This is a genomic window from Candidatus Vallotiella sp. (ex Adelges kitamiensis), assembly GCF_020342435.1.
Classification (GTDB): Bacteria; Pseudomonadota; Gammaproteobacteria; order Burkholderiales; family Burkholderiaceae; genus Mycetohabitans.
In genome coordinates, this window is sequence record NZ_CP080505.1 from 50390 (window position 1) to 67397 (window position 17008).

At 38.9% G+C, this 17008-nt stretch carries 6 protein-coding genes; all 6 read right to left on the minus strand.

What is annotated here, in order from left to right:
• Positions 1–227 precede the first annotated feature (227 nt).
• Entirely contained in the window at positions 228–968 is a 741-nt protein-coding gene (locus tag K0T93_RS04260) for an MIP/aquaporin family protein (protein ID WP_225721832.1), read from the minus strand.
• A 9-nt stretch (positions 969–977) separates the two neighbouring features.
• A complete protein-coding gene (glpK, locus tag K0T93_RS04265; RefSeq protein ID WP_225721851.1) occupies positions 978–2474 on the minus strand; it encodes a glycerol kinase GlpK in 1497 nt (498 codons plus the stop codon).
• Between the two features lie 742 nt (positions 2475–3216).
• Complete coding sequence (gene shc / locus K0T93_RS04270) at positions 3217–5175, minus strand: squalene--hopene cyclase (protein ID WP_225721852.1); 1959 nt, start codon at positions 5173–5175, stop codon at positions 3217–3219.
• An 84-nt stretch (positions 5176–5259) separates the two neighbouring features.
• On the minus strand, positions 5260–6027 hold the full coding sequence (locus K0T93_RS04275; RefSeq protein WP_239025400.1) for a squalene/phytoene synthase family protein: 768 nt from the start codon (positions 6025–6027) through the stop codon (positions 5260–5262).
• An 890-nt stretch (positions 6028–6917) separates the two neighbouring features.
• Positions 6918–8693, minus strand: a complete 1776-nt coding sequence (locus K0T93_RS04280) for a cation:proton antiporter domain-containing protein (RefSeq protein WP_225721834.1) — start codon at positions 8691–8693, stop codon at positions 6918–6920.
• 3938 nt (positions 8694–12631) lie between these two features.
• On the minus strand, positions 12632–13408 hold the full coding sequence (locus K0T93_RS04285) for a 4'-phosphopantetheinyl transferase family protein (RefSeq protein WP_225721835.1): 777 nt from the start codon (positions 13406–13408) through the stop codon (positions 12632–12634).
• Positions 13409–17008 lie beyond the last annotated feature (3600 nt).

Sequence of the window (17008 nt, forward strand, 5' to 3'; positions counted from 1 at the left end):
AGATAAATTACCCACCCGCGCGTTCAAAAGGTAGACATACTATGTACAGTATTTAGTAACATGTAAAATTACAGCATGCAACGCGTGAGTAGATATTATACAGAATAATAATTATAAATATACTGAGGTTAGTAGTCTAGTCGATTACATAAAATGTGTAGGAATATTATCCTGACGATACTTTCATAGGTACCGCACAGGATTTTGATCTGAACTACTGTAGTTATCTAGAAATGCCCTACTGATCCTTGGTATACGGAAAGCATTGCTGCCAGTATGCCACCAACCAATGATCCAAAAACTGGCACCCATGCATAGCTCCATTCACTGTCACGCTTGCCGGGTATAGGCAGCAATGCATGCATAATCCGTGGACTAAGATCTCTTGCTGGATTCATAGCATAACCGGTCGTTCCGCCAAGCGATACACCAATTCCGAGTACTACTAATGCAACTGGCAGTGCACTAATTGAACCTAGTCCTACGGACGGTACAACCATATGCAGAACTGCGTACACAAGCACAAAAGTAGCAATAATCTCCGATGTTAGATTTCCAAGCGCATTATGAATTGCAGAGCCAGTACAGAATACCGCAAGCTTCGTATCAGGGCAGGCTGTCAACTCAAAATGCTTACGATAGATAAGCCAGACTAAGAACGCGCCAAACATACCACCCAGCATTTGTGCAGCCGCATATGCCGGCACTTTAGTCCAGGCAAACTTACCGGAAATAGCAAGCGCTACAGACATGACCGGGTTTAAGTGTGCTCCACTATAAGTAGCTGAGCAAAGAACACTCACGAATACAGCCATTGACCAGCCTATAGTGATCATGATCAAACCGCCATTATAGCCTTTCGTGCGTTCCAGCATTACATTAGCAACAACGCCGTTACCAAGCAATACCAGCAAAGCAGTTCCAATTAATTCAGCGAATAACGCATTAGTATTCATAATAGTTTCCATTATTACTAATCAAGCTGATGCCCACATTATCGCAGCGGACACTGCACGATGCCAACCAGTTCTCTGCTGCGCTATTTCATCTGACTCTAGTACGGGAGTAAAACGCCGGTCTAACCGCCATTGATCATGGACTTCATTAATACTATCCCAGTACCCAGTTGCTAAACCCGCAAGGTAGGCTGCACCAAGCGCTGTAGTTTCCGATATGCAAGGTCGTACTACATCTACGCCAAGGAGGTCCGCCTGAAATTGCATTAACAGATTGTTCTTGACTGCTCCTCCATCGACACGTAATTCAGTAATGAGCTGACCTGCATCAGCTTCCATTGCTTTAAGCACATCAAACGACTGATGAGCAATACTATCTAATGCGGCTCGGGCAATATGCGCAGCACTAGTACCTTGCGTAGCGCCGAATAATGTGCCGCGCGCGTGTGGATTCCAATGCGGTGCACCTAAACCAGCAAAGGCCGGCACTAGAAACACACCATTGCTATGTGGTACTGAGTTAGCTAGAACTTCGATATCAGCCGCTTTCTTAATAATTCCTAGCCCGTCTCGCAGCCATTGCACTACAGCGCCGCCGATGAAAATACTGCCCTCTAACGCATAAGTAATTTTTTTATTTATTTGCCATGCAATCGTTGTTACAAGATTGTTATGCGACTTAATTGGTCTGTCACCAGTATTCATTACTAAGAAGCAACCTGTACCATACGTATTTTTAACCATACCGGGCATAGTGCACATTTGTCCAAATAGCGCAGCATGCTGATCTCCTGCCACGCCGGAAATTGGGATCCTCGACGCAAGCACGGTAGTCTTAGTGGCATCGAACAGCGCTGAAGAGGGCATGATCCGCGGCATCATACTACGCGGAATTTTTAGTTCAGCAAGTAATTCATCATCCCAGTCTAACGTATGGATGTTAAATAGCATCGTTCGAGATGCATTGGTCACATCCGTAGCGTGCATATTATGACCGGTGAAATTCCAAATCAGCCAGCTATCAACCGTGCCAAACAAAAATTTACCCTGCTGAGCACGCGTACTAGCGCCAGAAACATTGTCTAGAATCCATCGAATTTTCGTAGCGGAGAAATAAGCATCGATTGGCAAGCCAGTCTTAGCGCGAATAGTACCCTCAAGTCCTCGTTTCTTGAGTTCATCGCAGAAATTAGCGGTACGTCGATCTTGCCAGACAATAGCGTTATAAACTGGTAGCCCAGTATCGCGGTCCCATATAATAGTTGTCTCACGCTGATTTGTGATGCCTAATGCATAAATCGACCCACTATTCAGCCCGGCACGTACAATAGCTTCAACAGCAACCCCTGCCTGTGTTGACCATATTTCCTGTGGATTCTGCTCAACCCATCCGGGTTTGGGGTAGATCTGGCGAAATTCTTTTTGAGCAGTTGATATAACCTCGCCCGCGCGATTAAACACGATTGCGCGCGAGCTGGAAGTGCCCTGATCCAGCGCTAAAACATACTTATCTTTCATGACTGTCTCCGTTGATTTAGGCATCCTTAAACCCTGAACCCTGCGAAAATGCAGCACATAGAAAAGTGAGATAGTCTGGTCATTAATATTAGATTAATAAACATTCACCTTATTATTCTGCTTACTACATATACCTCGCTGCGCAAAAATTAATTAATTTTTAATATTAAACCTGCTTTCTGAATTTTTGAAAAATTACCTCTACTGTTTATACAAAAAACTAAATTTAGTGTAAGTCACCCACTCTATCCTTAAAAAGGATACACCATACTATGTAATATAGTATGCATTTTATCTGCATGGTATCTACTAGTGCATAGTATAGTTAGCAATTTTTTAAGAGAAGAGTGGCTGATTTCTATTAACTAGATATATCTCTATATTTTATATGTGTATATTTTCAGCACGTAGAGATACTCAGCGTCTAGAACGATATCTATCGTCTATCTTATCATCCACCGTAACTACAATAGGAAACACTTTCCTATAAAGGTTTTATAATTAATTGATCTTAAGATATCTGCTATTTCTGTAACTACACACTAAATTTCAAGAACAGTTGACTATTAAAAATATTAATATGCTCTCCTTGAAGGCAATCTAAAAGAGGCGCTGCCCTATAAAAAATGATTATTTATAACGCATCGGCTCTCAGTTATTTATTACAGTTCACAACCTAGTCGGTATTTACCACACGCTATTTTTTATTAAATTTTAGCCGGGTAAGGGCTGGGCCTTAAACTTAAGAGCAAGGATTTGCGCTATTGATTGCAGTAGTAGATTTGGAGAGATTGCGATAGCGAGCAAGCGCCCATAGAGGAAAAAACTTACAGTAGCCGTGATAGCGTAGATAGAAGACGCGCGGAAATCCTGTTGCGGTGAATAGCGCTTCATCCCATAATCCTTTGTTATTCTGGGTATTAAGTAAGTACTCGATGCCACGCTTGACAGCTTCATCATGTTCACAGCCAGCTGCCATCAGCCCTAGCAGTGCCCATGCAGTTTGTGATACGGTACCCGTCGATGGCTCATGGCCATGATAGTTAATCTTATAACTATCTCCGTCTTCTCCCCAGCTACCATCTGAATTCTGGGTCGAGCGCAACCAGTGCGCCGCACGGCAAATCGCTAATGCATCCATTTTAATGCCAGCGGCATGCAAACCGGATAACGTAGACCAAGTGCCGTAGATGTAATTTATGCCCCACCTCCCATACCAACTGCCATCATCCTCCTGATTGGCAAGAAGGTAGCATTTAGCACGCAAAGCCGCAGCCCGCCTCTGCGGTGTGCTAGATAGTTGTGCAAGCATTGACAGGCATCGTGCCGACACATCTACAGTCGGTGGGTCTAACAGTGATCCATGATCTGAAAACGGGATGTTATTCAGATATAGATATGTATTTTCTGCTTCAAATGCGCCCCAGCCACCATTATGGCTTTGCATACCAATAACCCACTCACAGGCCCGGTCGATCGCGTTACGGTAATGATTTCGTACTTGTAGCTTTTCAACGCGGTCCATTGCCATTGCGACTACCGCCGTGTCGTCAACGTCTGGGTAGTGTGGGTTCGAAAACTGGAATGCCCAGCCGCCAGGCCGCACGTTTGCACGACGTGAAACCCAATCGCCTCGAGTATCTAAGATCTGCAGAGGTAGCAACCAGTCAAGCCCCTTTGCAGCGTGCTCAATAGCGTGTGATTCACCAGTCTCCAGAAGAGCGTGTGCAGTTAATGCAGTATCCCAAACAGGCGAAAGACAGGGCTGACAGTAAGCCTCATCATCATGAATTACTAGCAATTTATCGATTGACTTGCGCGCGATCGCACGATGGGGATGCTCTGGTGGATAACCAAGTACATCGTACATTAGCACTGAGTTAACCATAGCTAGAAAAATCGCACCAAGACCCTCTTCGCCGTTCAGGCGCTCTTCTACAAAACGCACAGCAGCATTAATAGCATTCTGTCGTAACTTTTTTGGGAAATACGGATCAAACTTACGTAACAGTGTATCAATAGTTGAGAAGAATGAAAACCATCCTTGACTCTGATGCGCAGCTTTTGATATGGAGTCGACGTCGCTGGGCAAGCCGATAAAAATTTCATCAATACCAATGCCTCGAGGATTGCGAGCGCGTGGCTGATAAACTTGCAGCACGAGAAGCGGCACGATCACAGTACGCGCCCAGTACGAAATTTTAGAAAGATGAAATGGAAACCAGCTAGGCAATAGCATAATTTCTACAGGCATTATTGGTACAGCCCGCCAGTCTAATATCCCATACAGCGCAAGCAAGATCCTCGTGAACACATTGCTTTTGGCTGCGCCGCCGTGAGCTAGAATCGCATCGCGGGCGTGCTTCATATGTGGTGCGTCAAGCGGATCACCAATCATCTTCAGTGCAAAATACGCCTTAACGCTTGCGCTCATATCAAAATCACCATCATGAAATAGCGGCCAGCCCCCATGTTTGCCCTGAATGCGTCTTAGGTAAACACCTATTTTCTCCTCAAGAATAGAGTTAGGTAGTTCTCCTAGATAATGAACCATTAATACATATTCAGACGAGATCGTCGCATCGGCCTCTAACTCGAATAACCAATGACCGTCGCTATGTTGGGCTTCCAGTAGCGCGTTAATTGCTGATTGAATCACCTGCTCAAGGCGCTCATCAAACGATAGAAAGCGGGTAAGCATTTTATTAAAGTTTGGATCTAAAGATTTATGTAATATACTCATTTAGATTCAAGGCAACAATTCATTATACAACTACTATGTGCATTATGACAGCAGCCAATATCTAGCAATAGTCAGCATAAGACGCACGCGCGAAAGACGCACGCTAGCACGCGGCGCATCGAAGCCTCGGCGGACTAACTTAGAAAATAATGCGTAATAGGTGTGCGCCATGATTTGAGGCGCAATAACCATGTGTCGAGGATGTCGTGCCATAATTGCGCTAGCCTGCACAAAGTGCATGCGCGCGTCGGTAATTAATGACGCACATGCGCGATCAATTGACGCACCCCGGATTACGCTAGGTGTGGGATTCATAATACCAGCCCCTATGAGTATAGGTCGCGGAAGATACACGCGACCCATCTCGGCATCCTCATCGATATCTCGCAAGATATTAGTTAACTGTAGCGCTCGTCCGAGATGATTTGCGAGCTGATAACCATCGTCGGCTGGTATCCCGAGAATCTTCACTAATAAACGGCCAACTGAACAAGCGACGCGATCGCAATACAAATCCAGTGTACTACGATCCGGAGCGATGATAGCATCAGTTACATCCATCTCCATACCGTCGATCACAGCGATAAAATCATCTTTCTGTAATGAAAACTGATGTATAACATGCGCAAGTGCGTCTAGTGCCGGGCTAGCATTACCTGCATACAAGCTCGCGATTGAGATTCGCCATTTCTCGAGCGAGTCTAGCCGACTCGCGCGAGACGCGCTACTATCCGCGATATCGTCGACCTGACGGCAGAAAGAATAGATCTCATATATATCTTTGCGCTGAGAGCGCGGTAGAATGCGCATCGCAGAATAGAATGAACTGCACGACGCAAGCTTCTGAGTGGTTATAGCTTGATGTGCTTCGTGAGATTCAACGATGCCCACCTGCTCATTAATATGCATTAAATAGACGCTGGACGTGCTAAAAGCTTAACAAGATACCATAGTTTGTTTCCGCTGTACTCTCATCTAAAATACTGCATAGCTCGAAAATAATACGCTATTCTAACAAGTTTATTACAAGATAGATAAAATATATCAGTATGTTTATATCGGTCTACAATAAAAACTCCAAGAAAGACATTGGATAAACTACGTCTACATTGATACAGGATCGCTTAAAACGGCTACATATCAAATAAACAACAGATTGTTCTGCATTGATTAAGTATTTATTACATAAGAAACTCAAAAATCAAGATTTTAATCTTGATATAAATATTATTTTTTTACATAAAATCGGTTAATCGATTTATCGTAGTGTTGTTCAAGAATTTTATTAAACTAAAATTCTTAAATCTTGAGGATCAGCGCGCCCTCTTTACAGAGAGGTTCGTCTGATAAGTAGCATGTCTTATTAATTACAATATCTTCTAGAGTACTGCACTAGTCCAATATAACTGTATTTAATAGATCGTAATGTAGTACTAGTAATGAGTTGCACTGGATGCACTCTACGGGACTATGAGTTATTAGCTTGGTTCTTTCATCATAATATATATGCTATATATCTATTGACTTTAAGGGCTATGTAGCAAAGTACTAATGCAGGTATAAATCTTGGATTTCTTAGGATTTTATTTAGATTCACCACAGGGTTATCCACAGTTTCTGTGGATAACCCTTGCTTATAGCTAGCTAAGATTGGAATGCTCTGAAACACGCTGAACTGATACTCAAATTCAGATCTCCTGTCATTCTGAATGTCTAGATGCGCCGGCTTCTAAAATACTGTTACTAGTCATAGTGCCCGTCATCCTAGATAATATGTAAGAAGTTATACCTCGCGCTAACTCACTATCCCCAACAAACACCGTACCAACTTTCTCCGATTCAAGTAGTGTAGCTTCGTCATCATTATCAGTACATAACACAGCTTCGATAGAGGGATTTAATATTCGAGCAGTATCAACGATCTTTCTAATATTAAAAGTGTCTGATAATGTTACTACAAGCATCCCAGCGCGGGCGATATGCGCTTGAACTAGCACCGTCGGATCCGAAGCATCGCCACATACGGACGGTGTTTGCTCGGCACGCAACTTCTCGACGATATCACGATATTGTTCGGCTACCACATAAGAAATCTGATGTGCGGCCAGTATTTTCGCGATACGACGTCCGACACGGCTATAACCAACAATCACGACCTGGCCAGTTAGGTGTGCTTGCGGCACAGTTATCGGTAGTGCAGCTAGCGGATCCTCTCGGCATTCCATCTGTCGCGCTAAGCTAGAACGACTCCGGATCCATGCCTGTGCTGGCTCGATCGCGGCGAATACAAACGAATTTAACGCAATAGAAATAAGTGAACCAGCCAGTATTAAATCTTGGCCCTCTTTCGGCAACAAGCCGAGAGACATCCCGAGTCCAGATAAAATAAACGAGAACTCGCCGATTTGTGCAAGACTTGCACCAACGGTTAACGCGCTATTTAACGGATATCGGAAAGCAAGAACTAGCGCCATCGCAGCTAACGTCTTGCTAACCATAATAATTGCAACTACGCCAAGCACGTGTAATGGCGCCTTAATTAATACATAAGGATCAAACAGCATGCCAACTGATACAAAAAATAGTACCGAGAACGCGTCGCGTAACGGCAACGTTTCAGCTGCTGCACGATGGCTAAATTCAGACTCACGCATCATCATGCCAGCGAAGAATGCGCCAAGCGCGAACGACACATCGAATAAACATGCCGATCCGTACGCCACTCCAACTGCAGCAACTATTACGCAGAGTGTGAATAGTTCACGTGAACCAGTTCGGGCTACTAAGAACAATAGTCGTGGAAAAACGCGGCGACCAACCACCAGCATTAATATAATAAAAGCAGAAACTTTTGCAAAAGTTACGCCAACCATAACCCCTAGACTAGGGTGTGCCGTACCGGTGTGCGTTTGGGTCATCTTCTCAACATAGCTGCTATCCGGCGAGCCACCAAGTAGGCCGGATAATGGTGGAAGCAATACTAGCACGAGCACCATGACTAAATCCTCAACAACTAGCCAACCGACTGCAATGCGACCATTAGCTGAATCAAGCTGGCCCCGGGCCTCCAGCGCACGCAGTAACACAACAGTACTAGCTACCGAAAGTGCCAACCCGAAGACAAGCGATACGCCGATCGGCCATCCCCACCACATGGCCGTTCCCATTCCGAGCGCCGTCGCTACTGCGATTTGGACGATCGCGCCAGGCACAGCAATACGCTTTACCGCAAGCAAGTCATCAAGAGAGAAATGCAGACCAACGCCAAACATCAGAAGCATTACACCAATCTCTGCAAGCTGGCTAGCAAGCGCTAAGTCGCCAACAAAACCCGGCGTTCCAGGTCCACACAATACGCCAGCCAGCAGGTAGCCAACCAGCGGGGGCATTCTAAGCCACGATGCGATGTAGCCAAGAATCATTGCGAGCCCCAGCCCAGTTGCGATCAGAGTAATGAGGGTGATGTCGTGCGGCATGCGACTCCTTAAGAGTTAAGGTGTAAGTTGATAAAATACCTGATAATATGGGAGCTTGGTGCCTACCATAATAGAGGTGTCAAAAATGGCTGAATTACGTACAAAATACAAGCACCATGAGCTAATCGGCTTTCGATCCTAGTACTTTGGTAAAAAGTACATTCTTATCTCAATCAGAGCAGAAGTGTGGAAGCTCGTAAAAAAATTGATACAACATAATTGTTGATTAACTATCTTTACCAATGTTAGCTTGGTAGCTTTAACAGCTTCGAACGACCCCGCAATAAAAAATAAAGAATTATTCAACATCGCATCAGTTTTACTTCAATTTTTTGAAAAAATTGTCGGGGGTCGCTTAAGTCGCCTCAGATACCTCCTCTAAGCCGACCCTTTCGCGCTGCTATCAGATTGATACTTTGTCATACAATCATGCAGCTACAGCTCAAAATCAGGCGCGTTTTGACATAACAACTATAGCTAGATAATGTCTCTCTACGCAGTATATAGGATGACTTCTGGCTCACTAGCGATAAAGAAGCGTATGGTTACAACATACGCTTCTTTATCGCTTACCACTGATCTAACACACTATCATAGTCAACACAGATACAGTAAGATGCTGCTTCACAGTGTAAATCGAGATCGGTGAACGTAATACTTCCACATAGAATAGAGCGCAAATTCAGGCGTAACAATTTAACTAATCTAGAAGATTGACTTAAAGCTTCTAGCCAAAGAAAGCTCAGTAGTTTTATTGAAAAACGCTACAATTCCTGATTATATATAGACATTAAAACTCTAAAACGCAAAGACCCTTTTTAGGAAAGACGCTCGCCTATGCTGTACTAGATGCTACATTTTCTAGAACATCTTATATAGTAAATAGTAAAAACAGTCTGCTTAATAGTTATTAAATCAACCTATCGTCTTGCTGTACTAAGACAAATTAATAAGCTGATCGCCATCTATGCCAACGTGCTGGTGCTATCGCTAACCTATTAGCAATCACTTATAGATAGCATAATAAGATACATCTATTTTCATGCTAGGCTACAAACAATTTTTTCGACACAAAACTATGTGGCAATAAGCTATTTATCCTAACTAAGGTGCGCGCATCTTTAGCTAAATATTCAACATACAGCCAAAGAATGAACTCCTAAAAAACTGATACATCTTCCTCTAAATTAACACTAGCCACAATCTAGCATAAAACTAATCGTTTTACTTGGGGTGGGGCTTAACATTCTCAATAAATACACAGCCGATTCTTTCTCGGAAACTGTACGACGATAATGCGCACTTTCTAAGAGCGCCATAACATGAATACACACTCGGACTAGAAAAATGTACTACAGTTGCCAGTATTGCCATTAAAAAAGAGCCTATACAGTTGCCGAATACTTAAACTTGATACCCAACTAGCTTTTAGGAATCTAGTACGATAGACGACATTCCATTTATATAGAAATATTGTTTAAATACGACTGCGTAGTATACAGCTATAAGAATATGCTGGAATTTAGGCTACTTTATTATACGTATTATTCCTTTTTCTTGAGGGAGCATGTCGTACTGGTACCCCATGATAAAGACTTAACGATGGTGAGTTATTAAGAAAATCTCTTATTAAATTCGACGTGTTAACGCTAAATTGTAATAGCTATAGTACGTGCGATCAGCCCTAGTTTTTAGACATAAACATCCCCAGATCTCGAGCATCCCGCTAGTTTACCTAGCTAAACTAGCATACTACGCTACTTCGTAATAAAAAATTACATGAGGCTTAGAACCTGGGGCAGAGGCCTAGAGAAATATATATTTTCGTATCACTATTTACACTATAAAAACCGTACGAACTAATAGAAGCTTGAGCTTTCTTGCCTGCGTTGTTCTGTTGACTAGTAGCATGTTACCATTCACTGACTAGGTACAAATCAGTCCGCTTAGATAACTTATAGTCAGCACCAAAACTCACTTGTCTGTACTTAGCTGACGAATTACCTAAACTCTTCGTATAACCTTAGCTAATTCCTGTGAGGAAAGTTGGCGTGGCTTGGTAGATCGCATATACGTTTTCAGTATTTTATTTTTGAGTTTGGCCAAATAATGAAGAGGAATCTGCTATGTACCGCGCGCTGCTATATGATGCACCGAAATTAAGGGACCCTATTATGTGCTGACTAGCAACCCGGCCGATTTTAATCGACGCAGCAAGGGTTTAATTATTATTAATAGGGCTACTAAATATAGGATCGGCTATTATTTTATTCGAAGTCGAATCAGTACTTGTAAAGTTACGATACCGTTTATAACTTTACCCCCACTGTAATAGCTAGCTGCTATCGAAACTGGACCAGTCGTATGCCTTACTACGGTGCCCTAGGCACAGCTACTACCAAGCGGGCCTACCCCGCTTGCCAAACGCGCATAAACTTTCGAACCGGGAGCCAGCCCAGGTTGGGCTTGTATACTTAGCCGGATGTTGATATAGATACTATTACTACAGTTATCGATATTACCTAGCGTTGCAAACATTGAGCCTAAATAATTTCTGCCCGTAAAATCTTTTAGTAAGTCTATATCCGGCATATATTGACGACCAAACGCTATCGTTCCGTATACATCATTCTACAACCCTACATAAGCTTGGTGGCTAAATGCTAGCCTACTTTGACTTAAAGTGGTATTACTTAATGAACGCCATTTTCTATCCGGAAGATTGCCTTCACGTTGCTGTCTAAATCTTCTGAACTACACAAACCCCAGTGCGGTCCCTGCAAGCCTTTAGAAAAAAATACTTATCTTGAGAGCTTTCTCTATACAAATATGTTTACACTATTATCATAGTATCGCCCAGTATTACCGGGCTTTAAACGTAGGCTATAAAAGCCGGCGCGGCGAGCACGCTGAGAAAGATGGCCGATAGTGCTTGTTGTTTCATTAGTATTCCCTGTATATTTTAATTTTCATGCAGTCCCAGTATATCTCGATACATTTAGAAAAAAGAAATAAAAGTCTGCCTAACGTTGCTAAATTCGGACGTTATAAATTCGTATATTACTTTTTTAAAAAGTTTCATTATATAGTTCCCGATAAAAATTAATTTTTTAAAAAAATTAATTAAATATATTCAAACATTCTAAAATTTTTAAGCGGGCTAAATATTTTCAGTAGTACTACGCTATAAATCGGGGGAGCGACAAGAATTAATCCTAATAAATTTTTGTATATTATTACTACAATCAGCGTTTATACGACTATCACCACGCCGGGAGTTATATAGAAATACAAGTAAATATTATTTGTTATGAAGATAAGTCTGTTAGCAGAATTTTATTGAAAAAATTACGAATATATATTCGTATATATTATTAATAGGCCTATGCTTTCGATAAATTACATCTTATCTGCACTGAAGCTATCTCTAGAGTTGTTTGATTACCTTATGTAGTCCGAAGCCTGTTACAGCTTGCATGTGTATATCAAATACATCTCTCATAGCACATTTTTATTAAACTTGATTCTAGGGACAAGAAATTAATCTAAATGCCCATAAAAACGAGAAAAATAAAAAATTTTTCAGAATTTCTAAATTATTCTAATTTTAGAATAGTAGAATTCTATAAATGAGAATAATAATTCTATAAAACTAATTGTATCTATAATAATATTACTTAAGTGATACGTAATTATATTCTTATGAAGCGTAACAAAGATTATTAATAATAATTAACTATACATATTGTCTAGACTGTAGAGAGATTACGTCAAGTTACACATAAGATCAAAAATCTTAGTAGAGTCATAATAAAATTATGTATTTTATCAAAAAATTTTTAAAAAATTACATGATGAGAAAATTTTATTAATGTTAATTATGTATTTAGACAATCCTGATGTACAGTATGGCCTGTTCAATGCAATGTTTAATGATATTAACTATCATGCGCTAAACTAGAATTAGTTGATTGAAGATATACCTTAATACTGCCAAGCGGGCCAAACGCGATACAGCCAACATAGCTGACAAGATTGTCGATCCAGTGTAGTTGTAGTACGGAAGTGCTACTCCTCCGTATATTTTTTACTGGAGCTTTAACATACTGTACACCTTGGGCAAAAGGATCTACTGAAATCTGCTGTAATCCGTACTTAATACCAGTTCCTAGAGCTTTAAGAACAGCTTCCTTAGCTGTCCAGCACCGTAAAAAACCCTTAGTACCATGCACGAGACTACTCCTAAGCAACGCGTGGCGTTCATCAGTGGTACATACTGTTTCGAGTAATGCCTGCCAAGCTATCACACGATCTGTATACTCGATATCTACGCCCACGCATCGCCTCTCTGAGATCGCGATTAGCGCATTCTGACCTGCATGCGTAACGTTAAACGATAGTGTGTTTCCGTATCCAGTGAGTTCTGGTCGTCCGAAAATCCCCGATGAAAAGCGAAGTGATAGCGGAACAGTGCTAGTATGCTTGGAAAGCAAGGCTCGTAGCGCAACGCGCGTTGCGGCAAAACGAAGACGATCCGCGTCACGCTGATAGCGTAATGCCCGTTGCTGTTCATCATCTGATAAACACACCCGAAGCAAGTTCCAAGCAGTGGGAGCGAGTGGGATTTGAACGTGCCACAACATCACATCACTGGGCCAGCGTCCGTTAGAGTGTAGCAAGGTTGTCGTCATAGTGTTAATCGCGTCTTTGCTCATAGCTCATATCTAGAGGCTGGAGTTAAACTACGTTGTCCTTAAACCGTATATTACCTAAATAAACTTCGGTAGGCTTTCTGGCATGCAACTCTAATATCGCTTGCTACAATGACTACGCTTAAGATCAACGCTCTTCTCAATCTAAGGCAGCAAAGCTGACATAGAATGCCATATATACTGCTTATTATGTGTTCAATTTTAGCCTATGAATAAACATCAAGGATTTCCGATAAAAAACACGGTATTAATTCAGAATATACTTTAAATACGTTGACCTATAAATTTTACTAGAGTATCTAATAATAATTAGAACTAGGAAAACATATAATACAGTTTTAACCACACTCAGCATATAGTCTCTATACCTACACTAACAGTCTTTATCGCAATTAGTTTTACATATTAAGACCCCCACTAATATATCAATATATCCAATAATACTGATTATAGTTAATACTATATGGGGGTGGTCAATATCTTGTATAGATACACCCTTATGCTTGTATTTCATATATATACCAGCTACCTTATTTTTAATAAAAAATTCTAAATACAACACCCATGGATTTTATACGAAACATGATAAACATAGAGTAACTAGTAATAGGCTCAGATAGTAGCGTACCTATAGCGAGAAAACGATTTCTTGTACAGTACATCTAATTCGAGAACTAAATATGCTCTTAGATTTAATTATTGTACTTTAGTGCCGGCAACTAAAAACGCTTTTCCTCTATACTACGGGCACTATCTGTTATATAGCTATACCATCTAAAATGTCAGTCTATACAAGCTGATATAATCTACACGATGTATAGTTTTTTTTAAACATTTAGTAAGAAACATTAGAACCATTTTAAAATTCTCGACAAAACATAAAACGCCACTAAATGGCTTGTAATAAAGCTACGCTATAAGTTTTTTATAAATTTTAGGTTATTCAATCTCAAAAATCTTATTTTTGTCCACTTAGTTTTCCACTGTTTTTACTAAAATTTCTATAACAGCATAGTTTGGATTATACATCATGAAATTCTCTTAGTAGGTACGTCCCCAAAATTATATTTATACCGGTATTTAATTCCAACACGATTAAAATTAATCCTGATTTGATTACCTGAACATTACTAAAATAGTATTTTTTAATAAAAATATCTGACTTAGATTCTAGAATAGAAAAATTGTCTGGAATCAATGTTAGGCCTATAAATTTTAAAAAATCGTTCTACATAGGATGTTTTTACTATAAAGCAACAGATATAAATAATAGTGATATGTGTAAAAAGAATTATCTACAATTTTATAAGGGAATAGAATATATGGAATCTTATAATAAGGATTATTAGTCAAAAACTGACATATTTTAAACTTATAACTTAACCCCCTCGAAGAAAGGCTATTCTCATTTATTAATTTAAATAAATTTTAGTAAGCGAAAGATAGTTATTAACGGACTCAACATAGCTGACATCTTTACTAGAAGAGCGAAAGATCTATAAACAAAAAATATAACATTTTATATGAAATAACGCAAGGAAACATATATGAAGTCGCATAGAGTGTATTACTACATCAGTAGTATGTGAAATGCTAAAATTCTACATAAAACAACATTGTGTGGTAAAAATAAGGTTGAGAGCTTAATATTTATACTTATTTATTCCAATATAAAATATAGACACATTCTAAAAAATACTTATTTATTAACTATACCATGGTATGCAGTAAAAGAACAAAGTATAGAATTAAACTTTTACTAGATAAGTAAGGATTATTAGTATGACATTAATGTAAAATATAAATTTTTATTTTTAAGTTAAACTATAAAAAAGTATATAATATACATATTAGGTATGTATAAACTATATTTAAACGCTGCGCATTAATTTCATTTAATCAGAAATCTACGTATCTAGTGCATTATATTAACAAAAATACGAGCTTAAAACAGTATAATAACCAATATAAAAGGCCTAATAATAAAAAATATTAGCTCTATCATCGGAGTAATTTGAAATAGACTGCATGTACTATGATACATAGTTACAACGCTAAAATTGTTACTGTATTTAATAGTATGAATAACTCATGAGAAAATGCTGGGCCAAAATCTAAAGCGAATTACTATAATGATAAATTAAACCCAGAATTTTCATAAAAGAATTATTCTAATTAATTTAGAAACGAGTATTTATTAAAAATAAATACTTCAGTAAATCACGCATTAACATGATAAAAATTTATTAAAATAAGTAATGAATAGTATATAAATAATTTTTATATTAAAAGTTAAATTAATAAAGAATTGAAGTGACGAGCCGTTCTTATAACCAATAAATCATGATATATTTTCTTATAAAATTTCAATGCACTAACTTATATTAGAAATAATATAATTTTAACTTTTTTTAAAAAATCGATGTCTAAACATTAACTGTTTTTTAAGTTAATTCTATACAAGAAATAGACTATCATTTATATTCAAATTTGAACTTAAAAACTTCTTATTATAATTAGTTAGAAAAACTAAATTATAATTTATCTCTATGATATAGAGGTAACTTCATATATAAAATGTAACTATATACTTAAATAGTATATCTACTATAGTAGAGAATCTTCTTCTAAATTTTTTACATAGAATTTTTTTAAAAAAGTCAGATTTAGTACTGATAAAATCAGTAAAATTACTAATTTTAGTAGAGTGCTTTTATATTACTAGTTTTAATTTATGGGGCAGTCTTTATATAAAGATATTTATTTTTTAAAAGTTTTTAGGGCATTTTTTAAATTATTTTGTGATATAAAAAGCAGTACTTATAATATCTTTTCAAAATTTTACTATAAAATTTACTTTCGTAGTCTGATAGTTTGTTGAGTTAGTTGAAAAACATAAAAAATACCTTAAAAAGGTTAACGTTAGCTTAAACCCTTATCCAGCATAGTTTCTTGCCCCCCTAATGTGAGGGTTTTCAGGGGCTTAGGTGAGATTTAACAGGATGAAGGGTGATTGAGTTCGGGGGAGCAAGTGAGGAAAAACGGGAAATATAGTGAGGGGATTCAGGTTTAGCTTGCTAGGCTACCCATGTGTTATAGGTGAGAAAATACGGGGAGTATATCTTTTGATTAAGACTAGCAAAGAGTCCAAACTTGATATTTTTGTCTTAAAACTATCTTAGTGAGATTTTCGGGCCCGTATTTACTATACGGGGTGAGAAAATACGGGGGGGGGTAAACTATGTAAGTTTTTAATTTAATTTTTAAATTAAAGTTACTAGGTGAGAATTTTCAGGAGCAGAAAAACACTTAGATAATCTATCAGATTATCTTTTGAGAAAAAGAATAATACTTTGCGAGATTTCATCTTGATAGCGCTATTTTATCCATATCTAGTTATATTAGGTAGTAATACATGTACATAACTATATGATATATAACTTATTTTAACTTTTAATAAAAAAATACCCCCCAGGGGGTTCGGGATGCTAAAACCAGGAAAAATATTAATTTTTTGTACAAAGGTGAGGTTTTTCGGGATGCTAAAACCAGGAAAAATATTAATTTTTTGTACAAAGGTGAGGTTTTTCGGGATGCTAAAAC

Excerpts from the sequence above, each read along its gene's own strand:
- K0T93_RS04260 (WP_225721832.1), bottom strand. The coding sequence starts at position 968 with ATGGAAACTATTATGAATACTAATGCGTTATTCGCTGAATTAATTGGA.
- glpK (WP_225721851.1), bottom strand. The coding sequence starts at position 2,474 with ATGAAAGATAAGTATGTTTTAGCGCTGGATCAGGGCACTTCCAGCTCG.
- shc (WP_225721852.1), bottom strand. The coding sequence starts at position 5,175 with ATGCTTACCCGCTTTCTATCGTTTGATGAGCGCCTTGAGCAGGTGATT.
- K0T93_RS04275 (WP_239025400.1), bottom strand. The coding sequence starts at position 6,027 with ATGCGCATTCTACCGCGCTCTCAGCGCAAAGATATATATGAGATCTAT.
- K0T93_RS04280 (WP_225721834.1), bottom strand. The coding sequence starts at position 8,693 with ATGCCGCACGACATCACCCTCATTACTCTGATCGCAACTGGGCTGGGG.
- K0T93_RS04285 (WP_225721835.1), bottom strand. The coding sequence starts at position 13,408 with ATGAGCAAAGACGCGATTAACACTATGACGACAACCTTGCTACACTCT.